The sequence below is a fragment of the Pseudomonas sp. MH9.2 genome (assembly GCF_034353875.1).
Lineage (GTDB): Bacteria > Pseudomonadota > Gammaproteobacteria > Pseudomonadales > Pseudomonadaceae > Aquipseudomonas.
In genome coordinates this window covers 3,580,977-3,600,249 of record NZ_CP133784.1, presented here as the reverse complement: position 1 = coordinate 3,600,249, position 19,273 = coordinate 3,580,977, and the positions used below count along the sequence as shown (strand labels likewise).

The following is a 19,273-nucleotide window of genomic DNA, read 5'->3' as shown; positions in this document are numbered from 1 at the left end:
CGGCCAGCCTTACTCTGCAGCAGCTTCAGGAGCTTTGGCTGCGCCGAAAGCACCGAAACGCGATTTGAACTTGTCGACACGGCCGCCGATATCAAGAGTCTTCTGCTTGCCGGTGTAGAACGGGTGGCACTCGTTGCACACGTCAAGGCTCAATGGCTTGGCGAGGTTGGAGCGAGTGTGGATCACGTTGCCGCAGCTGCAAGTCGCGACAATGGCTTCGTAAACTGGATGAATGTCAGCTTTCATGGGTACTTCTCCGGGCTAGCGTGCCGCCGCGCAACACTATTGTTGAACACCGCACGTAATTAGGCTGCGGATACTACCAGACATCGCCAACGACGCAAGCGAACGTTAAAACCGGCCGTCTGCTAAGATCGCCGCTTCGTCACAGACCGTTACAGAGAACCCTCCGCGTGCCCGACGCCATTTTGCGCCTCGCTCTGCCCTCGCCGCTCAGACGCTTATTCGACTACCGCGCCCCCACCGGGGTGTTGCGCAGTGCGTTACAGCCGGGCATGCGCGTACGCGTGCCGTTCGGTCGGCGCGAGATGATTGGCATTCTGGTGGAGATCACTGACCACAGTGACGTCCCGGCTGAAAAGCTCAAACCGGCCGTGGCCATCCTCGATGAGCATCCGCCGCTGCCGCCTTCGCTGTTCAAACTGTGCCTGTGGACATCGCAGTATTACCAGCACAGCCTCGGCGACACCTTGAGCTGGGCCTTGCCGGTACTGCTGCGCCAGGGCGAACCCGCCGAAGCGCGGCAGGAACGATTCTGGCAAGTGGCTCCCGGCGCCAGACTCGATGACCCGCGCATCGCCCGCGCACCGAAACAGCGTGAGGCCCTGACCACCCTCGCCCAGCATCCGCATGGCGTGGCCAATCAGTTACTCAGCAAACTGATGCTCAACCGGGAAAGCCTGAACCTGTTGCTGGCCAAGGACATGGTCAAGGCCGAAGTGCGCCGCCATGCGCCGAGCGAACGTCATGAGCGCTGGCTGGCGCAACCTGAGCTGCCACTCAACCCCGAGCAACGCGCCGCATACGAAGCCATTCGTGCCGGCTTCGACACCTTTCATGCATTTCTGCTGGCAGGCGTCACCGGCAGTGGCAAAACCGAAGTCTATTTACAGCTGATCCGCGAAACCCTGGAAGCCGGCAAGCAGGCGCTGGTGTTGATCCCGGAGATCAACCTCGGCCCGCAAACCCTGGCGCGCTTCGAACAACGTTTCAACGCACGCATCGCGCTGGTGCACTCGGCGGTCAATGACCGGGATCGCCTGGATGCCTGGCTGGCGGCGCGCGACGGCGAGGCCGACATTATTATCGGCACCCGCTCCGCGCTGTTCACGCCAATGAAGAACCCCGGCCTGATCATTATTGATGAAGAGCACGACGGCTCCTATAAACAGCAGGAAGGTCTGCGCTACCACGCCCGCGATCTGGCGTTGGTGCGGGCCCGGCAGGAAAACATTCCGATTGTCCTCGGATCCGCCACGCCATCACTGGAAAGCCTGCACAACGCCTACACCGGACGCTACGGCCTGCTGCGCCTGAACCAACGCGCAGGCGGTGCGCAACAACCGCGCTTCCTGCGGCTGGATGTGAAGAGCCGGCCACTGGACAGCGGTATTTCCGGACCGATGCAGCAAGCCATCGCTCAGACTCTGGCTGCAGGCCAGCAGGTCCTGGTGTTCCTCAACCGTCGCGGCTTTGCGCCGACCTTGCTTTGCCACGACTGCAGCTGGCTCTCGGAATGCCCGCGCTGCGACGCGCGCATGACTGTGCACCAGCGTTCCGGCGAATTGCGCTGCCACCATTGCGGCCATGTCGAGCGTGTCCCTCGACACTGTCCGGCATGCGGCAAGGTCGACCTGCGCCCTGTGGGTGCGGGCACCGAGCGTGCAGAAGAGCGCCTGGGTATTTTGTTCCCGGACTTCCCCGTGCTGCGGGTCGACCGCGACAGCACCTCGCGCAAAGACGCGATGAACCAGCTGTTCGCCACCATTCAGCGCGGTCAGCCGTGCATTCTGGTCGGCACCCAGATGCTCGCCAAAGGGCACCACTTCCCCCGCGTGACCCTGGTGTCGATTCTAGATGCCGACGGCGGTTTATTTTCCGGCGATTTCCGCGCCAGCGAGCGCATGGCGCAGCTGATCGTTCAAGTAGCAGGGCGCGCAGGACGGGCCGAAGAGCCAGGCAAAGTGATCATCCAGACGCATCTGGCCGACCACCCCCTGTTAATTCAGCTGACCGAACAAGGCTACTTCGCCTTCGCCGAACAAGCGTTGAGCGAACGCCGGGCCGCGGGCCTGCCACCGTTCTCGCACCTGGCGCTGCTGCGCGCCGAAGCGCACAAGCCGGGACAGGCCGAAGGCTTTCTCGACAACGCCTGCGCCGAGGCCGAACGCTTGTTGGCTGAAATGAATCTGGGCGCCATTGAGTTGCTGGGCCCGGTCCCGGCGCCGATGGAGCGGCGCGCCGGCCGCTACCGCGCGCAATTGCTCCTGCAAGCCAGCGCCCGCGCGCCCCTGCATCGCTTGCTCAGCGCATGGCTGCTGGTGCTTGAAAACATGCCCAGCGGGCGTCAGGTGCGCTGGTCGCTGGACGTGGACCCGGTTGATTTGTATTAAGGGCCAAAGCCGGCATATTTAAGACCGCATGTCCATCATGGTTGGCAAGCCTGCCCTCGCAACGGATAATGCCCAGTTTTTCCACCAGCGCATCCAGGCGCCGCCGCGCTTGCGGTCGAAAGAGAAGACCATGAAAGACACCATTCGCCAGCTGATCCAACAAGCCCTGACCCAACTCGTCAACGAAGGCGTCCTGCCGGAAGGGCTGACACCGGCGATCCAGGTGGAAAACGTGCGGGACAAAACCCACGGTGACTTCGCCAGCAACATCGCGATGATGCTGGCCAAGCCTGCCGGTTTGAAACCCCGCGATCTGGCGGAAAAACTGGTTGCCGCGCTGCCCGCCGACGCACAGGTCAGCAAGGTCGAAATCGCCGGCCCCGGCTTTCTCAACTTCTTCCAGAACACCCAGGCTCTGGCAGCACGTCTCGATGCCGCGCTGATCGACCCACAACTGTCAGTCCGCAAGGTCGGTCCCGTACAACGCGTGGTGGTCGACTTGTCCGCGCCCAACCTGGCCAAAGAGATGCACGTCGGCCACCTGCGCTCGACTGTTATCGGCGATGGCGTGGCCAATGTGCTGGCGTTCCTGGGCGACACTGTGATTCGTCAGAACCACGTGGGAGACTGGGGCACTCAATTCGGCATGCTCCTGGCGTACCTGCAGGAAAAACCGACGACCAGCGATGAGTTGTCGGACCTGGAAAACTTCTACCGTGCGGCCAAGCATCGCTTCGACGAATCCGAAGAGTTCGCCGAGCGCGCCCGAGGCCTGGTGGTCAAACTGCAAGCCGGTGACCCGGAATGCCTGACGTTGTGGGAACGCTTCAAAAACATATCGCTGTCCCACTGCCAAACAATTTACGACCGTTTGAACGTCAACCTGACCCCGGCTGACGTCAGGGGCGAAAGCGCCTACAACGATGACCTGGCCAACGTGGTCAGCGACCTCAAGGCTGCAGGCCTGCTGGTCGAGAGCAACGGCGCCCAGTGCGTGTTCCTCGAAGAGTTCAGGACCGCTGAAGACACGCCTCTGCCGGTGATCGTGCAAAAGGCGGGCGGCGGTTATCTGTACGCCACCACCGACCTGGCCGCGATCCGCTACCGCAGTAATGTGTTGAAGGCCGACCGCGCGCTGTACTTCGTCGATCAACGTCAGGCCCTGCACTTCCAACAGGTGTTCGAAGTCGCCCGCCGCGCCGGTTTCGTGACCAATGGCATGCACATGGAACACATGGGCTTCGGCACCATGAACGGCGCCGATGGCCGTCCGTTCAAGACCCGTGACGGTGGCACCGTCAAGCTGGTAGACCTGCTCGACGAAGCCCAGGAGCGCGCCTACACCCTGGTGAAAGAAAAGAACCCGGAAGTCGCTGAAGCCGAATTGCGCAGCATCGCCAATGCAGTAGGGATCAGCGCGGTGAAATACGCCGACCTGTCCAAGCATCGCACCAGCGACTACAGCTTCAACTTCGATCAGATGCTCAGCTTCGAAGGCAACACCGCGCCGTACCTGCTCTACGCTTACACCCGCGTCGCCGGTGTGTTCCGCAAGTTGGGCAAGCCGTTCGACATCAACCAGGGGCATATCGTGCTTGAGGCGCCTCAAGAGCAGGAGCTGGCGGCCCGCCTGGCGCAGTTTGGCGAAACGTTGAACAACGTCGCGGAAAAAGGCACGCCGCATGTACTGTGTGCCTACATCTATGAGCTCGCCGGTCTGTTCTCCAGTTTCTACGAGAACTGCCCGATCCTCGGTGCCGAGAACCCGGAACAACAGCAAAGCCGTCTGCGTCTCACCGCACTGACTGGCCGCACCCTCAAGCAAGGCCTGGAACTCTTGGGTCTGGAAACTCTGGAGCGTATGTAAGTTGGCTGCGAAAAAAAAACCTGCTCCCAAGCGCGGCGCCAGCCGTTATCAGGCACCCGCGAAGAAGCCGATTCCAGGATGGTTGTGGCTGGCGATTGGCCTGTCGGTGGGTGCTTTCATCGTATTTTTGATGAAACTCGAACCAGGCGGTACTGACGTCAAGCGGGTTAAAGAAGACGCCAAGGCCGCGAAAATCGCCGAGGCGAACAAGACGGCACCCAGCCCGCAGGCACCGGCGAAGCCGAAGTACGACTTCTATACCTTGCTGCCGGAGTCCGAAGTCATCGTGCCGAACGAAGCCGTGCCCGAAAAAACACTGCCCGCGGTCGTAGCTCCGGTTGCACCGGTCACGCCTGCGCAAGCGGCGAAGATTGACACCGCCCGCGCCCAAGCTGCACTCAGCGGCCTGACGCCCCCGCCAGCGCCACCGGTGGCCAAACCGGCTGCGGTGACGAAGTTCTTCTTGCAGGCCGGTTCGTTCCGCAAGCAAGCCGACGCGGACAAGGTCCGGGCGCAGATCATTCTGCTGGGGCAAACAGTGCAGGTTGAATCCGGCACCGTGAAGGACGAAATCTGGTATCGGGTGCTCGTCGGTCCTTACAGCAATCGTGAGCAACTGACCATCGCGCAGAAACAACTGGCGGGCAGCGGCTTCAGCAATCTGCTGTTACAACAGCGTCAGGGTAAGTGATCCACCTGTAGTCCAGGTCAAAGCGGCGTGTCGGATACGCCGCTTTGACGAATAGATTCACTCCCCCAGTGGATCATCCGCGCTCCGTGGGGGCGAGTTCCTGCGCAAAAGCGATCTGCCCAGACAGCCCGTATCCAGATATTTCCATTCACCCCATGACATACCCCATGGTTGAAATGTCAGCCACCACCCCCATATGAGTTTCCATTAGGGCATTTTCGCCCCGCTGCGTGGAGACGCTCCTTTGACCACCATCGTTTCAGTGCGCCGTAACGGCAAAGTCGTCATGGCTGGCGACGGCCAGGTTTCTCTCGGCAATACCGTCATGAAAGGCAACGCGAAAAAAGTTCGCCGCCTGTACCACGGCGAAGTCATTGCCGGTTTCGCCGGAGCCACCGCCGACGCCTTCACCCTTTTCGAACGTTTCGAAGGCCAACTTGAAAAACACCAGGGCCATCTGGTCCGCGCGGCCGTTGAACTGGCTAAAGAATGGCGCACCGACCGTTCCCTGAGCCGCCTGGAAGCCATGCTGGCGGTCGCCAACAAAGATGCATCGCTGATCATCACGGGTAACGGCGATGTCGTTGAACCTGAAGACGGTCTGATTGCCATGGGCTCCGGTGGCCCCTACGCTCAAGCTGCCGCGCGCGCCCTGCTGATGAAAACCGAACTCTCGGCCCGCGAAATTGCCGAAACCGCACTGGGCATCGCTGCCGATATCTGCGTGTTCACCAACCACAACATCACCATTGAGGAGCAGGACCTCGCCGAATAAGCCGTTTCCCATGCCGTTTGCATAAACAGCCATGCGCGCTTTTTTCAGCTAGAGGACCGCCACTACCATGTCTATGACTCCCCGTGAAATCGTCCACGAACTCAATCGCCACATCATTGGCCAGGACGATGCCAAACGCGCCGTCGCCATCGCTTTGCGTAACCGCTGGCGCCGGATGCAGTTGCCTGAAGAACTGCGCGTCGAAGTCACGCCAAAAAACATTCTGATGATCGGCCCGACCGGTGTCGGTAAAACCGAAATCGCCCGTCGCCTGGCCAAACTGGCCAACGCGCCGTTCATCAAGGTCGAAGCGACCAAATTCACCGAAGTCGGCTATGTCGGCCGCGATGTCGAATCGATCATTCGCGATCTGGCCGACGCCGCGATCAAGCTCCTGCGCGAACAGGAAATGACCAAGGTCCGCCATCGCGCCGAAGACGCTGCCGAAGAACGCATCCTCGACGCCCTGCTGCCGCCCGCACGCGCTGGCTTCAACGAAGATGCCGCACCGAGCACCGATTCCAATACCCGTCAGCTGTTCCGCAAGCGCCTGCGTGAAGGCCAGCTGGATGACAAGGACATCGAGATCGAAGTCTCCGAGTCCGTCGGTGTCGATATTTCCGCGCCGCCAGGCATGGAAGAGATGACCAGCCAGCTGCAAAACCTGTTCGCCAACATGGGCAAGGGCAAAAAGAAAAGCCGCAAGCTCAAGGTCAAGGACGCACTGAAGCTGGTCCGCGACGAAGAAGCCGGGCGCCTGGTCAATGAAGAAGAACTGAAAGCCAAGGCGCTGGAAGCGGTTGAGCAGCACGGCATCGTGTTTATCGATGAAATCGACAAGGTCGCCAGACGCGGCAATTCCGGTGGCGTCGACGTGTCCCGCGAAGGCGTGCAACGTGACCTGCTGCCGCTGATCGAAGGCTGCACCGTGAACACCAAGCTGGGCATGGTCAAGACCGACCACATCCTGTTCATTGCATCCGGGGCGTTCCACCTGAGCAAGCCGAGCGATCTGGTGCCTGAGCTGCAAGGCCGTCTGCCGATCCGCGTTGAACTCAAGGCCCTGACACCGCAGGATTTCGAGCGCATCCTCAGCGAGCCGCATGCGTCGCTGACCGAGCAATACCGCGAACTGCTCAAGACCGAAGGCCTGAACATCGAGTTCTTGCCCGACGGCATCAAGCGCATCGCCGAGATTGCCTGGCAGGTCAACGAGAAGACCGAAAACATCGGCGCGCGTCGTTTGCACACGTTGCTTGAGCGCCTGCTCGAAGAGGTGTCCTTTAGTGCTGCCGACCTGGCCAGCGCGCAAGATGCAGAGACCATCCTGATCAATGCCGACTACGTCAACAGTCACTTGGGCGAACTGGCCAAGGACGAAGACCTCTCGCGGTATATCCTTTAACACGCACTTAACTGGAACCGGCAGGGCCGCTCGCGGCCCTGAACCTCATGGCCAATACCAAGCTCCCCAGCGCAATCAATCTGCACAAAGCTTCGAAAACCCTGACGCTGAAATACGCGCCCGACGAGGAATACCACTTGAGCGCCGAGTTCTTGCGGGTGCACTCACCATCGGCCGAGGTTCAGGGTCATGGCAAACCGATCCTGCAATTTGGCAAGCTCGGCGTGGGCTTGAGCAAAATCGAACCGGCCGGGCAGTACGCACTAAAATTGACCTTCGACGACGGTCATGACAGCGGATTGTTCACCTGGGACTACCTGTACCAATTGGCGCAACGCCAGGAACAGCTGTGGACCGATTATCTTGCCGAGCTGAAAACAGCTGGTAAATCCCGCGACCCCTCCGAGCAAATCATCAAGCTGATGCTCTAGCCCAACCGTCTGACCTTTTAGGGCGACGTTTCTAATTCTGTTTGCTTCAATATTCCTCGCAGAGGCCAACGACTGGCCCTGCTTGCGATTTTTTGAAATCTCGGGTAACCAATAGATCTGGCAAGTTCCCTGCATTTAATCCGTGCAGAGCTGGCGCGTGCGATGACGCAACAGATGAGATCCGGCTGCCGCGAAAAAGACAGGACTCATCTTTGCGCAAACACCTGCCGGGAGCATGTGGTTTAGCCATCATCGGTCACCCGAGCAGTAGTACCGGCAGGCGCCTGTGTCACTGATCCACAGCGATGTCCGGTACTCGTCTCAGGACAATGGAGCGTCGTAGATGAGTATCAAGAACAACGATGACTTGCAGCGCCAAGCCTCGGAAAACACTCTGGGGCTAAACCCCGTGGTCGGCTTGCGGAGTAAAGATTTGCTGACCACTGCTCGGATGGTTCTAACCCAAGCCCTCAGGCAACCTTTCCACAGCGTCAAGCATGTCGCTCATTTCGGTGTCGAACTGAAGAATGTTTTGCTAGGGAAATCCAGTTTGCAACCTGCCAGCGACGACCGTCGATTCGCTGACCCTGCCTGGAGCCAGAACCCGCTGTATCGCCGTTATCTACAAACCTACCTGGCCTGGCGCAAGGAGTTGCACGACTGGATCAGTGACAGCAATCTGTCAGAACAAAACATTAATCGTGGTCACTTTGTGATCAATCTGATGACCGAAGCCATGTCGCCGACCAACAGCGCCGCCAACCCGGCTGCGGTCAAACGGTTTTTCGAAACCGGTGGCAAAAGCCTTCTCGACGGGTTGTCACACTTGGCCAAGGACTTGGTGCATAACGGCGGCATGCCGAGCCAGGTCAATATGGACGCCTTCGAAGTCGGCAAGAGCCTCGGCACCACCGAAGGCTCGGTGGTCTTTCGCAATGACGTGCTTGAACTGATCCAGTACAAACCGATGACCGAACAGGTGCTTGAGCGGCCGTTATTGGTCGTTCCACCGCAGATCAACAAGTTCTATGTGTTCGACCTGAACCCGGATAAAAGCCTGGCACGCTTCTGCCTGCGCGGTGGCGTGCAGACGTTTATCGTCAGTTGGCGCAACCCGACCAAGGCACAGCGGGAGTGGGGCCTGTCGACCTACATCGACGCGCTCAAAGAAGCGGTTGACGTGGTCCGCGCTATCACCGGCAGCAAAGACATCAACATGCTGGGCGCTTGCTCCGGCGGCATCACCTGCACCGCGCTGCTGGGTCACTACGCCGCGCTGGGCGAGCAGAAGGTCCATGCCCTGACCTTGTTGGTCAGCGTGCTGGATACCACCCTCGACAGCGAGGTCGCGCTGTTTGTCGACGAAAAGACCCTGGAATCGGCCAAGCGCCACTCCTATCAAGCGGGCGTACTGGAAGGCCGTGACATGGCCAAGATTTTCGCCTGGATGCGCCCCAATGACCTGATCTGGAATTACTGGGTCAACAATTACCTGTTGGGCAACGAACCGCCAGTCTTCGACATCCTGTTCTGGAACAACGACACCACCCGCCTGCCCGCCGCGTTCCATGGCGACCTGATCGAGATGTTCAAGACCAACCCGCTGATCCGCGCCAACGCCCTTGAAGTGTGTGGCACACCGATCGACCTGAAAAAGGTGACCAGCGATGTGTTTAGCCTGGCAGGCACCAACGACCACATCACGCCATGGGGCTCGTGCTACAAATCGGCCCGTCTATTCGGCGGAAAGACTGAATTCGTACTGTCCAGCAGCGGCCATATTCAAAGCATTCTCAACCCGCCGGGCAACCCCAAGTCACGCTACATGACCAACCCCGAGCTGCCGGTCGATGCCAAAGAGTGGCAAGAGAACTCGACCAAGCACACCGATTCCTGGTGGCTTTACTGGCAAAGCTGGCAAGCAGAGCGCTCAGGTAAATTGAAAAAGGCGCCGAGCGTGCTCGGCAACAAAGCACACCCGGCTGGCGAAGCTGCACCGGGCACTTACGTACACGAACGCTAAACAACAAAACAGGGTGCTGATGGATATCTGGAAGTGCCATCAGCCTCCGACGCGCGGTCACGTGACGAGCAGTAATACGAGGATCACCTCGACCCGTCTGGAAAAGCGCAGGACGGCTTAACCAGCGGTTTAACCCATAGGGCCCGCGCATGTCGAAACCGTTTGTTTTTCGTACCATCGACCTGGATGGTCACACCATCCGCACGGCCGTCCGCCCAGGCAAGGGTGATATGACACCGTTGCTGATTTTCAATGGCATCGGCGCCAACCTGGAGCTGGTATTTCCGTTCGTCGACGCGCTTGACCCGGACATGGAAGTGATCGCCTTCGATGTGCCGGGTGTCGGCGGCTCTTCCACGCCCAGTCGCCCCTTTCGCTTTCCCGGGCTGGCCAAGCTGACCGCGAGGATGCTCGACTACCTGAATTACGGCCAGGTCAATGTGATCGGGGTGTCGTGGGGCGGCGCGTTGGCGCAACAGTTCGCCTACGACTATCCAGAACGCTGCAAAAAACTGGTGCTCGCCGCGACAGCCGCCGGCGCAGTCATGGTGCCGGGCAAGCCTCGTGTGCTGTGGTTGATGGCCAGCCCACGGCGATATATTCAGCCGTCCCATGTGATACGCATCGCGCCGGAAATCTACGGTGGCGCCTTTCGTCGGGACCCTCACCTGGCCGCCAATCACGCCGCCAAGGTCCGATCGTCGGGCAAGCTGGGTTATTACTGGCAGCTGTTTGCCGGGATGGGCTGGACCAGCATCCATTGGCTGCACAAGATTCGTCAGCCTACATTGATCCTCGCGGGCGACGACGATCCGCTCATTCCTTTGATAAATATGCGCATGCTGGCTTGGCGGATACCCAATGCCCAGCTACACATAATCGATGACGGTCATTTATTTTTGATCACCCGTGCCGAAGCGGTGGCGCCCATCATCATGAAATTCCTACTGGAGGAGCGGCAGCGCGCGGTCATGCATCCGCACCCGACCCCGATTCATCGATAGGTAAAGGGCTTTAGTCATGGCCTGACGAAGGAGTGTTGCCCCATGCGAGACAAGCCAGCGAAGGAATCTGTGCCCACCCCGGCCACATTCATCAATGCGCAAAGCGTCATCAGTGGTTTGCGCGGGCGAGATGTGTTTTCCACGCTGCGTAGCGTGGCCGTCCAAAGCCTGCGTCACCCGGTCCACAGCGCACGTCATGTGCTGGCCCTGGGTGGTCAGTTGGGTCGCGTCATACTGGGTGACAACCTGCACACGCCCAACCCTCGTGACAGCCGCTTCGCGGACCCGACGTGGCTGCAAAACCCCCTCTATCGACGCGGGCTGCAGGCCTATCTGAGCTGGCAGCATCAGCTCAAGAGTTGGATCGATGATAGCGAGATGTCCGAGGATGATCGCGCCCGTGCGCACTTCATCCTGTCCTTGCTCAGCGATGCCCTGTCACCCTCCAACACCCTGCTCAACCCGCTGGCGGTCAAGGAGCTGTTCAACTCCGGCGGCAGCAGCGTATTCAAGGGCATCAGCCACCTGGTCGATGACCTGATGCACAACAATGGCCTGCCCAGCCAGATCACCAAAGATGCATTCGAGGTCGGCAAGACCGTCGCCACCACCCCCGGTGCAGTCGTGTTTCGCAACGAGCTGCTGGAGCTGATGCAGTACAAGCCGATGAGCGAAAAGCAGTACGCTCGGCCTCTGCTGATCGTTCCGCCGCAAATTAACAAGTACTACATTTTCGACCTCAGCCCGGCCAACAGCTTCGTCCAGTACGCACTGAAAAACGGCCTGCAAGTGTTCATGATCAGCTGGCGCAACCCGGATGTGCGTCATCGCGAATGGGGGTTGTCCAGCTACGTCGAAGCCGTCGAAGAAGCGATGAACGTATGCCGCGCCATTACTGGCAGCCGCGAAGTGAACCTGTTGGGTGCCTGCGCCGGCGGCCTGACCATGGCCGCACTGCAAGGCCATCTCCAGGCCAAGCGACAAATGCGCCGGGTCTCCAGCGCAACCTACCTGGTCAGCCTGCTGGACAGCCAGATCGACAGCGCAGCAACCTTGTTCGTCGATGAAGAGACCCTGGAAGCCGCTAAGCGCCGCTCTTACCAGCAAGGTGTGCTTGATGGCCGCGACATGGCCAAAATCTTCGCCTGGATGCGCCCCAACGATTTGATCTGGAATTACTGGGTCAATAACTACCTGCTGGGCAAGGCGCCGCCGCCCTTCGACATCCTCTACTGGAACAACGACAGCACACGCCTGCCGGCCGCCCTGCATGGCGACTTGCTGGACTTTTTCAAATACAACCCACTCAGCCACCCCGGCGGTCTGGAGGTATGCGGCACGCCCGTTGACCTGCAGAAAGTCACCGTCGACAGCTTCAGCGTGGCAGGGATCAATGACCACATCACACCGTGGGACGCGGTCTATCGCTCGACCTTGCTGCTCGGCGGCGACCGGCGCTTCTTGCTGGCCAACAGCGGTCACGTACAAAGCATCCTCAACCCGCCAGGCAACCCCAAATCGAGCTACATCGAAAACGGCAAACTCAGCAGCGACCCCCGGGCCTGGTACTACGATGGAGAAACCGTCGAAGGCAGCTGGTGGCCGAACTGGTTGAACTGGATTCAGCAGCGCTCCGGCGCACAACGAGAAACCCTCATGGCCCTCGGCAACCAGAACTACCCACCGATGGAGGCCGCGCCTGGAACCTATGTGCGTGTGCGCTGAGATGCAAATCCTCTGTGGCGCCGCGAACACACACTGCGTGCATTCCTGATTAACCCACACAAGAAGACCGGATGAAAACACGCGACCGTATCCTTGAATGCGCCTTGCACTTGTTCAACCAACAGGGCGAACCTAACGTCTCGACACTGGAAATCGCTAACGAACTGGGCATCAGCCCCGGCAATCTCTACTACCACTTTCACGGCAAAGAGCCGCTGGTCATGGGCTTGTTCGAGCGTTTCCAGACAGAACTGTCGCCGCTACTCAATCCCCCGGCCAACGCACAGCTCGCGCCGGAAGACTACTGGGTGTTTCTGCACCTGATCGTCGAGCGCCTGTCGTATTACCGCTTCCTGTTCCAGGACCTGTCCAACCTCGCGGGCCGTCTGCCAAAACTGGCACGCGGTATCCGCAACCTGCTCAACGCACTAAAACGCACCCTGGCATCGTTACTGGCACAGCTGAAAGCACAGAGGCAACTGGTCAGCGACACACAAGCGCTGGGGCAACTGGTGGAACAGATCAGCATGACCCTGCTGTTCTCCCTGGACTACCAACGCATCCTCGGCAAAGAAGGCGAAGTACGCGTCGTTGTCTACCAGATCATGATGCTGGTCGCGCCCCACCTGATCCCCGACTCGCGGCAGGGGGTGGAGAAGCTGGCGATGCATTATCTGGAGGAGTAGTTGAAACCGACCACTCCATCACGCAACGACTCGTCACGTGCTGCACTTATGTCTCTCTAACAGGTAACGCACAAACGAAAAAGCCCGACCTTGCAGCCGGGCTTTTGGCAGTCCGTAAAAATCAGGACTGGCTGGCGGGCGTCGACGCAGCGGTCGTTGCTGGCGCAGGGGTTGCCGCTGAAGCAGCAACGGCAGTTGGCGTTGCTGCTACTGCAGGTTTGGCCGCAGCGGGCTTGGGTGCTGCTGCTTTTTTCACTGCGGGTGCTTTCGCTGCTGCGGGCTTGGTGGCGGCTGGTTTAGCTACCGATTTCGCGGCAACAGGCTTGGCAACCGGTTTCGCGGCTGGCTTGGCGGCTGCCGTTTTGGCCGGCGCTTTAGCCGCGGGTTTGGCCACTGCCTTGGCCGTTGCCTTGGCTACGGGTTTAGCCGCAGGTTTTGCAGCGGCTTTGGAGGACACAGGCGTCACCGACGCGCCGGTCAGTTTCTCGATTTGCCTAGTCAGGAGATCGACCTTGCTGTGCAGTGCCTTGACTTCGTTGCGGCTTGGGACACCGAGGCGCGAGATGGCGCTGTTCAGGCGTTTGTCGAAAGCACCTTCGAGCTCGCTCCACTTACCCAGCGCAAGGTCCTTGACGTCGCCCACTCGGGATTTTGCCGATTGCGCTGTTGCCTTCGCTGCATCGACTTGCTTGTCGACGCCGCTCTTGGTCTGCTTTTCGGCCTTCTCGCCGTCTTTGACCAGGGTTTCGAAAAGCTTACTGCCGTCATTGCTGATTTTTGAGTAAGCGCCTAAACCAGCCAGCCAGATTTGACGGGAGTATTTTTCAACCTCGCCAATCCAGGAGCTGCCTTCTTTTTCAATCTTCTTTTTGCCAGCCATCCCGATCTCCTTATTGTTTATGCGCGACACGTTCAAGCAATGCCGTCAGCCCATCGAGCTTAGCAGAGAGTGTCTCAACATCATGTTTAGACGCAATGCCAAACCGATTCAAGGCGCGGCCAACACGGCGGTCAAAAGCCTTCTCGACTTTATGAAGTTGCACTTCGAACTTGCCCTTGACGCCTGCCACGTCGTCTTTGATCGTGTCGATCTCGCTGTTGGCCGCATCGAGCTGCTTGTCGACGATTTTCTTACCCTTTTTTTCAACTTCTTCGCCGGTCTTGATCAAGTCTTTTACATACTCGGCGCCTTCTTGACCGGCCTTGGAGTAGGCACCCAAGCCAGCCAGCCAGATTTTGCGGGCATACAGTTTTACTTCGGAAAGGGCCGTGGCTTGCTCGGCATCAACTTTCTTCTTCAGGGCTACTTTGGCCATGGTGCACCTCACGCTCAAAAAGGTTGGAGGAACTGCCCACGGGTTGATGGGCATGAGCACAAAATAATCAGAAAAATTAGAATGCTCACCCTAGGTTGGTGGCTATTTTGCGGGGGGGGGCGGGCTGTGGAGCGGTAACGCGTTTAATCGATAAACATCACACAGCCGCGAGGGGATTCAGGAATTCAAGCCAGCAGTTCTTTGTCCAGGACCCTCTCCACCTCGGATTTGATCGCGCCGCTCATTGCCGAGAGGAAAAAGTTCAGCTCGATGCTGACCCTGATCAATGTGTCTTCGACCTCGATTTTCCCCTTGGCGCCCTTGCCCTCGAGCTCCACTACATCGCCTGACCATGTCGGTTTCAGCGCATATTTATCCGCCAGCTTGAGCACCAGATGCTCGGCCTTTTCCCGCGCAGCTTCGCGGCCAAGGGCGTGTTCACGTTCAACAGTTATTTGGGCCATGCAAGGACTCCTTGGTCGGTTTCGAGCCACATTCTATATCGCGCCACCATGAGCAGCGAGACCAAGAGGAGATGTCAACCATGAGCCTTGTCAAGACAAAGGCTGCCCCGACGATTAGAATGGCCCCACTTTATTCCGGTGACAGCGATATGAACGATCCGCGCAAAGGCAGCGATGCCGAACCCACCACTCACTTCGGCTACAAAAACGTACCGGAAAGCCAGAAAGCCGAGAAAGTCGCTGAGGTTTTCCACTCCGTTGCGGCCAAGTACGACTTGATGAACGACCTGCTGTCCGGTGGCATGCACCGGTTGTGGAAGCGCTTTGCTATCGAGTTGTCTGGCGTACGCACGGGCAATCGCGTGCTGGACATCGCTGGCGGCACTGGCGATCTGGCAAGAAAGTTTTCGCATCTGGTCGGTCCGACCGGCGAAGTCGTACTGGCGGACATCAACGCCTCGATGTTGAAAGTCGGCCGCGACCGTCTGCTGGACCTGGGTGTGGCTGGCAACGTCAAGTTCGTTCAGGCCGACGCGGAAAAGCTGCCGTTCCCGGACAACCATTTCGACTGCGTGACCATCGCCTTCGGCCTGCGCAACGTGACGCATAAAGAAGACGCCCTGCGCTCGATGCTGCGTGTCCTCAAGCCCGGCGGGCGCTTGTTGGTCCTGGAGTTCTCCAAACCGACCAACGCGCTGATGTCCAAGGCCTACGACGCTTACTCGTTCGCGTTCATGCCGCTGATGGGCAAACTGATTACCAATGACTCGGAAAGCTACCGCTATCTGGCGGAGTCGATCCGCATGCACCCGAATCAGGAAACCCTCAAGTCGATGATGGTAGAAGCCGGTTTCGACCGTGTGACCTATCACAACATGACCGCAGGCATCGTTGCCCTGCATCGCGGCATCAAGCCCTGATGTTACTCAGCGGCTTGCTCGCCAGCGTCGAGCTCGGCATCAACCGTGTGCTGCGCATGGACAGCACCGCCCTGCCACGCCTCGAACGCCTGGCAGGCAAGATGATTGCAGTCGATTGCCGTAACCCGGCCTTTCAGCTGTTCATTTTGCCCAGCGATGAAGGCTTGCTGTTGGCGGCACACTGGGCCGCTGAGGCCGACTGTACCCTGCGTGCGCCAGCCTCGAGTTTGCTGCGTCTAGCCCTGAGCCAGGACAAAACCGCCGTACTGCATGGCCCTGAAGTCGAGCTTGAAGGCGACAGCGCCGTATTGCTGGAACTGGTCGGCGTGCTGCAAGACCTTGAGCTGGACTGGGAGTACGAACTCTCGCGCTGGCTCGGTCCGGTCGCCAGTCCTTTGCTCGGGGGCCAACTGCGCAGCAGCGCCCGCTGGACCCGCGACAGCCTGACCAACCTCACGCACAACCTCGCCGACTACCTCAGTGAGGAATCGCGCACCCTGGTCGGCCAACGTGAAGCCGAAGCCCGCTTCGCCGAGCTGGACCAGACCAGGCTCGACCTTGAACGTCTCGAGGCGCGCTTCGAGCGCCTTGCCCTCTCCCTCAAATCCAGCGATAACGCATGAAGCTGCTTGCCGTCCGCCGTCTGTTTCGCATCCAACGCGTCGTGATCCGCTACCGTCTCGATGACTTGTTGTTTGCCCTGCCGCTGCCCTGGTGGATGCTCGCCCTGCGTTATGCCATGCCGTGGCGCTGGTTCCCGCGTAAACCCCTGGAGCTGAGCCGTGGCGCACGCTTGCGCATGGCGCTGCAGGACCTCGGGCCGATTTTCATAAAATTCGGCCAGCTGCTCTCCACCCGCCGCGATCTGCTCCCCGAGGACATCGCCGACGAGTTGATGCACTTGCAGGACCGCGTGCCGCCGTTCGATTCGCAGCAGGCCATCGGCCTGATCGAAGAGCAGCTCGGCGCAAAAATCAGTGCCGTGTTCAGCCGCTTCGATGTCGCACCGCTGGCCTCTGCCTCGGTCGCGCAGGTGCATGCCGCGCAGTTGAAAACCGGCGAAGAGGTGGTGGTCAAAGTCGTGCGCCCCGGCCTCAAACCGATCATCAGCCAGGATCTGGCGTGGTTGTTCATACTGGCCCGCGTGGCCGAACGGCTCTCGGCCGATGCACGTCTGCTGCATCCGGTAGAGGTGGTCAGCGATTACGAAAAGACCATCTACGACGAACTCGATTTGTTGCGCGAGGCCGCCAACTCCAGCCAGCTGCGACGCAACTTCGAAGGCTCGCCGCTGCTCTACGTGCCTCAAGTCTATTGGGACTGGTGCCGCCCCAAAGTACTGGTGATGGAGCGCATCTACGGCATTCAGGTCACGGACCTCGCGACCCTGGCCGATCAGCGCACCGACATGAAAATGCTCGCCGAGCGCGGCGTGGAGATTTTCTTCACCCAAGTATTTCGTGACAGCTTCTTTCATGCCGACATGCATCCCGGCAACATTTTCGTCAGCACCGTGCAGCCTTGGAGCCCGCAGTACATCGCCATCGACTGCGGCATCGTCGGCAGCCTGACGCCCGAAGACCAGGACTATCTGGCGCGCAACCTGTTTGCGTTCTTCAAGCGTGACTATCGTCGCGTGGCCCAGTTGCACATCGACTCGGGCTGGGTGCCGGCGCATACCAAGCTCAACGAATTCGAAGCCGCGATCCGCACTGTTTGCGAACCGATTTTCGAGAAGCCGCTTAAAGACATTTCGTTCGGCCAGGTGCTGATGCGTCTGTTCCAGACCGCACGCCGCTTCAACATGGAAGTCCAGCCACAATTGGTGCTGTTACAAAAAACCCTGCTCAACATTGAGGGTCTGGGGCGCCAACTGTACCCGGAACTTGACCTGTGGAGCACCGCTCAACCGTTTTTGGAGCGCTGGATGCGCGAGCGCGTCAGCCCGAAAACCCTGCTGCACAACCTGCACACGCAGGTTGAACAGATACCCCACCTGGCCAACATGACCCGCGACCTGCTGGAGCGCATGTCCAAGCCCCACGCCTCCGCACCGCAGCCCGCGTGGCGTGAGCGTGGCGACGGCTGGGCGTTGCGTCTGACTGGCGCAGGTTTACTGGCAGGCGGCGCGGTACTGGGCTCGACCCTGGCTGCCAGCGGCACGGCCCTGGTCGCGCTGGCAGCATGGCCAGCCTGGGTCATGTTGGTGGCAGGTCTGTATCTGGTCGTGCGCCGATAGCCAGCAGCGCAGGTCGCTGGCACACTATTCAATCGCCGAGGCCTCAAGGCCCGGCTTGCGGAGTCGACGATGAAAGACTGGCTGGACGAGATTCACTGGAACAGCGATGGTTTGGTGCCTGCGATTGCCCAGGACCATGAAACCGGACGCGTGCTGATGATGGCCTGGATGAATCGCGAAGCGCTGAGCTTGACCGCGACCGAGAACCGGGCCATTTATTGGTCGCGTTCCCGTGGCAAACTCTGGCGCAAAGGTGAAGAATCCGGGCATGTGCAGAAGCTTCACGAATTGCGCCTGGACTGCGATGCCGACGTGATTATCCTGAAGGTCGAACAGATCGGCGGGATTGCCTGCCACACGGGTCGTGAAAGCTGCTTCTACCGGGTGTACGACGATGCCGGCTGGAAGGTTGTCGACCCGGTGCTCAAAGACCCGCACGCTATCTATCAGGCAGGACACACACATGACTGACACCCTGGCCCGTCTGGCCGAAGTGCTTGAAGCACGCAAGGGCGCCGCTGCCGACAGTTCTTATGTCGCCAGCCTGTACCACAAGGGTTTGAACAAGATTCTGGAAAAGGTCGGTGAAGAATCGGTCGAAACCATCATCGCTGCCAAGGATGCCGCCATCAGCGGTGATTGCAGTGATGTCATCTATGAGACCGCGGACCTGTGGTTTCACAGCATGGTGATGCTTGCAGCTTTGGGTCAGCATCCGCAAGCTGTACTCGATGAACTGGATCGGCGCTTCGGGCTGTCCGGGCACGCTGAAAAAGCCGCACGCTCTGCCGACTAAACACGCACCTCGAGGAGGAAAGTTTCATGGGTATTTTTGACTGGAAACACTGGCTCATCATTTTGGTTGTCGTCGTATTGGTGTTCGGCACCAAGAAACTCAAAGGCTTGGGTACGGATGTTGGCGAATCAATCAAAGGCTTCCGCAAAGCCATGAACGATGAAGAGAAACCTGCTGAACAGCAGCCGCCGATGCAACCGCAGCAGGCGCCTCAGGGTTCGACCCTGCATGAGCCACAGACCATCGACGCGCAAGCACATAAAGTCGAAGAGCCAATCCGCAAAGACTAGGTCGTGTT

Annotated in this window: 20 protein-coding genes; 16 read left to right on the top strand and 4 right to left on the bottom strand. The window is 59.3% G+C overall.

Annotation, left to right across the window (positions count from 1 at the left end; all coding sequences use genetic code 11):
• Positions 1 to 9 precede the first annotated feature (9 nt).
• Complete coding sequence (gene rpmE, locus RHM55_RS16860; RefSeq protein ID WP_219063572.1) at positions 10 to 246, bottom strand: 50S ribosomal protein L31; 237 nt, start codon at positions 244 to 246, stop codon at positions 10 to 12.
• Positions 247 to 413: 167 nt separating this feature from the next.
• On the opposite strand from rpmE, the gene RHM55_RS16855 reads away from it, so the two are divergent.
• The 10 genes from RHM55_RS16855 (at position 414) to RHM55_RS16810 (ending at position 13,240) form a co-directional block, all read left to right on the top strand.
• Positions 414 to 2,633, top strand: coding sequence for a primosomal protein N' (locus tag RHM55_RS16855; RefSeq protein WP_322177448.1), 2,220 nt, complete (start codon positions 414 to 416; stop codon positions 2,631 to 2,633).
• Positions 2,634 to 2,763: 130 nt separating this feature from the next.
• On the top strand, positions 2,764 to 4,500 hold the full coding sequence (gene argS / locus RHM55_RS16850; RefSeq protein ID WP_322177447.1) for an arginine--tRNA ligase: 1,737 nt from the start codon (positions 2,764 to 2,766) through the stop codon (positions 4,498 to 4,500).
• Position 4,501: 1 nt separating this feature from the next.
• The gene (locus tag RHM55_RS16845; RefSeq protein WP_322177446.1) at positions 4,502 to 5,191 is read left to right on the top strand and encodes an SPOR domain-containing protein; all 690 of its coding nucleotides are present in this window, start codon (positions 4,502 to 4,504) and stop codon (positions 5,189 to 5,191) included.
• Positions 5,192 to 5,435: 244 nt separating this feature from the next.
• On the top strand, positions 5,436 to 5,966 hold the full coding sequence (hslV, locus tag RHM55_RS16840) for an ATP-dependent protease subunit HslV (RefSeq protein ID WP_219063576.1): 531 nt from the start codon (positions 5,436 to 5,438) through the stop codon (positions 5,964 to 5,966).
• Positions 5,967 to 6,033: 67 nt separating this feature from the next.
• Complete coding sequence (gene hslU / locus RHM55_RS16835) at positions 6,034 to 7,371, top strand: ATP-dependent protease ATPase subunit HslU (protein WP_322177445.1); 1,338 nt, start codon at positions 6,034 to 6,036, stop codon at positions 7,369 to 7,371.
• A 47-nt stretch (positions 7,372 to 7,418) separates the two neighbouring features.
• On the top strand, positions 7,419 to 7,802 hold the full coding sequence (locus RHM55_RS16830) for a DUF971 domain-containing protein (protein WP_322177444.1): 384 nt from the start codon (positions 7,419 to 7,421) through the stop codon (positions 7,800 to 7,802).
• Between the two features lie 343 nt (positions 7,803 to 8,145).
• On the top strand, positions 8,146 to 9,825 hold the full coding sequence (gene phaC / locus RHM55_RS16825) for a class II poly(R)-hydroxyalkanoic acid synthase (RefSeq protein WP_322177443.1): 1,680 nt from the start codon (positions 8,146 to 8,148) through the stop codon (positions 9,823 to 9,825).
• 149 nt (positions 9,826 to 9,974) lie between these two features.
• Positions 9,975 to 10,829, top strand: coding sequence for a poly(3-hydroxyalkanoate) depolymerase (gene phaZ, locus RHM55_RS16820; RefSeq protein WP_219063580.1), 855 nt, complete (start codon positions 9,975 to 9,977; stop codon positions 10,827 to 10,829).
• Between the two features lie 42 nt (positions 10,830 to 10,871).
• Positions 10,872 to 12,554: a class II poly(R)-hydroxyalkanoic acid synthase gene (phaC, locus tag RHM55_RS16815; RefSeq protein WP_322177442.1), complete on the top strand. Its 1,683-nt coding sequence runs from the start codon at positions 10,872 to 10,874 to the stop codon at positions 12,552 to 12,554.
• A gap of 71 nt (positions 12,555 to 12,625) precedes the next feature.
• Positions 12,626 to 13,240, top strand: coding sequence for a TetR/AcrR family transcriptional regulator (locus RHM55_RS16810; protein ID WP_322177441.1), 615 nt, complete (start codon positions 12,626 to 12,628; stop codon positions 13,238 to 13,240).
• Positions 13,241 to 13,361: 121 nt separating this feature from the next.
• Here the strand turns inward: RHM55_RS16810 and RHM55_RS16805 are convergent, their stop codons facing one another.
• The 3 genes from RHM55_RS16805 to RHM55_RS16795 all read right to left on the bottom strand — a co-directional run bounded on the left by RHM55_RS16805 (position 13,362) and on the right by RHM55_RS16795 (position 15,020).
• The gene (locus RHM55_RS16805) at positions 13,362 to 14,120 is read right to left on the bottom strand and encodes a phasin family protein (RefSeq protein WP_322177440.1); all 759 of its coding nucleotides are present in this window, start codon (positions 14,118 to 14,120) and stop codon (positions 13,362 to 13,364) included.
• A 10-nt stretch (positions 14,121 to 14,130) separates the two neighbouring features.
• Positions 14,131 to 14,556, bottom strand: coding sequence for a phasin family protein (locus tag RHM55_RS16800; RefSeq protein ID WP_322177439.1), 426 nt, complete (start codon positions 14,554 to 14,556; stop codon positions 14,131 to 14,133).
• Between the two features lie 185 nt (positions 14,557 to 14,741).
• Positions 14,742 to 15,020: a polyhydroxyalkanoic acid system family protein gene (locus RHM55_RS16795; protein WP_322177438.1), complete on the bottom strand. Its 279-nt coding sequence runs from the start codon at positions 15,018 to 15,020 to the stop codon at positions 14,742 to 14,744.
• 149 nt (positions 15,021 to 15,169) lie between these two features.
• Between RHM55_RS16795 and ubiE the strand changes: the two genes are divergently transcribed.
• From ubiE to RHM55_RS16765, 6 genes are all read left to right on the top strand, one after another.
• On the top strand, positions 15,170 to 15,940 hold the full coding sequence (gene ubiE, locus RHM55_RS16790) for a bifunctional demethylmenaquinone methyltransferase/2-methoxy-6-polyprenyl-1,4-benzoquinol methylase UbiE (protein ID WP_219063685.1): 771 nt from the start codon (positions 15,170 to 15,172) through the stop codon (positions 15,938 to 15,940).
• Positions 15,940 to 16,563: a ubiquinone biosynthesis accessory factor UbiJ gene (locus RHM55_RS16785; protein ID WP_322177437.1), complete on the top strand. Its 624-nt coding sequence runs from the start codon at positions 15,940 to 15,942 to the stop codon at positions 16,561 to 16,563. The genes ubiE and RHM55_RS16785 overlap by 1 nt, the downstream gene beginning before the upstream one ends.
• Positions 16,560 to 18,179 carry a ubiquinone biosynthesis regulatory protein kinase UbiB gene (gene ubiB / locus RHM55_RS16780; protein WP_322177436.1) on the top strand — a complete coding sequence of 540 codons (1,620 nt, stop codon included), beginning with the start codon at positions 16,560 to 16,562 and terminating at the stop codon, positions 18,177 to 18,179. The genes RHM55_RS16785 and ubiB overlap by 4 nt, the downstream gene beginning before the upstream one ends.
• A gap of 69 nt (positions 18,180 to 18,248) precedes the next feature.
• Entirely contained in the window at positions 18,249 to 18,650 is a 402-nt protein-coding gene (gene hisI, locus RHM55_RS16775; protein WP_322177435.1) for a phosphoribosyl-AMP cyclohydrolase, read from the top strand.
• Complete coding sequence (locus RHM55_RS16770; protein WP_219063589.1) at positions 18,643 to 18,975, top strand: phosphoribosyl-ATP diphosphatase; 333 nt, start codon at positions 18,643 to 18,645, stop codon at positions 18,973 to 18,975. Before hisI ends, RHM55_RS16770 begins: the two co-directional genes overlap by 8 nt.
• A gap of 26 nt (positions 18,976 to 19,001) precedes the next feature.
• Positions 19,002 to 19,265, top strand: a complete 264-nt coding sequence (locus RHM55_RS16765) for a twin-arginine translocase TatA/TatE family subunit (protein WP_219063590.1) — start codon at positions 19,002 to 19,004, stop codon at positions 19,263 to 19,265.
• Positions 19,266 to 19,273: the final 8 nt, after the last annotated feature.

Coding starts and splice junctions, on each gene's coding strand:
- RHM55_RS16770 (WP_219063589.1), top strand. CDS start 18,643: ATGACTGACACCCTGGCCCGTCTGGCCGAAGTGCTTGAAGCACGCAAG.
- hisI (WP_322177435.1), top strand. CDS start 18,249: ATGAAAGACTGGCTGGACGAGATTCACTGGAACAGCGATGGTTTGGTG.
- RHM55_RS16810 (WP_322177441.1), top strand. CDS start 12,626: ATGAAAACACGCGACCGTATCCTTGAATGCGCCTTGCACTTGTTCAAC.
- RHM55_RS16805 (WP_322177440.1), bottom strand. CDS start 14,120: ATGGCTGGCAAAAAGAAGATTGAAAAAGAAGGCAGCTCCTGGATTGGC.
- phaC (WP_322177443.1), top strand. CDS start 8,146: ATGAGTATCAAGAACAACGATGACTTGCAGCGCCAAGCCTCGGAAAAC.
- argS (WP_322177447.1), top strand. CDS start 2,764: ATGAAAGACACCATTCGCCAGCTGATCCAACAAGCCCTGACCCAACTC.
- ubiE (WP_219063685.1), top strand. CDS start 15,170: ATGAACGATCCGCGCAAAGGCAGCGATGCCGAACCCACCACTCACTTC.
- ubiB (WP_322177436.1), top strand. CDS start 16,560: ATGAAGCTGCTTGCCGTCCGCCGTCTGTTTCGCATCCAACGCGTCGTG.
- RHM55_RS16785 (WP_322177437.1), top strand. CDS start 15,940: ATGTTACTCAGCGGCTTGCTCGCCAGCGTCGAGCTCGGCATCAACCGT.
- phaZ (WP_219063580.1), top strand. CDS start 9,975: ATGTCGAAACCGTTTGTTTTTCGTACCATCGACCTGGATGGTCACACC.
- RHM55_RS16830 (WP_322177444.1), top strand. CDS start 7,419: ATGGCCAATACCAAGCTCCCCAGCGCAATCAATCTGCACAAAGCTTCG.
- RHM55_RS16795 (WP_322177438.1), bottom strand. CDS start 15,020: ATGGCCCAAATAACTGTTGAACGTGAACACGCCCTTGGCCGCGAAGCT.
- RHM55_RS16765 (WP_219063590.1), top strand. CDS start 19,002: ATGGGTATTTTTGACTGGAAACACTGGCTCATCATTTTGGTTGTCGTC.
- phaC (WP_322177442.1), top strand. CDS start 10,872: ATGCGAGACAAGCCAGCGAAGGAATCTGTGCCCACCCCGGCCACATTC.
- hslU (WP_322177445.1), top strand. CDS start 6,034: ATGTCTATGACTCCCCGTGAAATCGTCCACGAACTCAATCGCCACATC.
- RHM55_RS16800 (WP_322177439.1), bottom strand. CDS start 14,556: ATGGCCAAAGTAGCCCTGAAGAAGAAAGTTGATGCCGAGCAAGCCACG.
- rpmE (WP_219063572.1), bottom strand. CDS start 246: ATGAAAGCTGACATTCATCCAGTTTACGAAGCCATTGTCGCGACTTGC.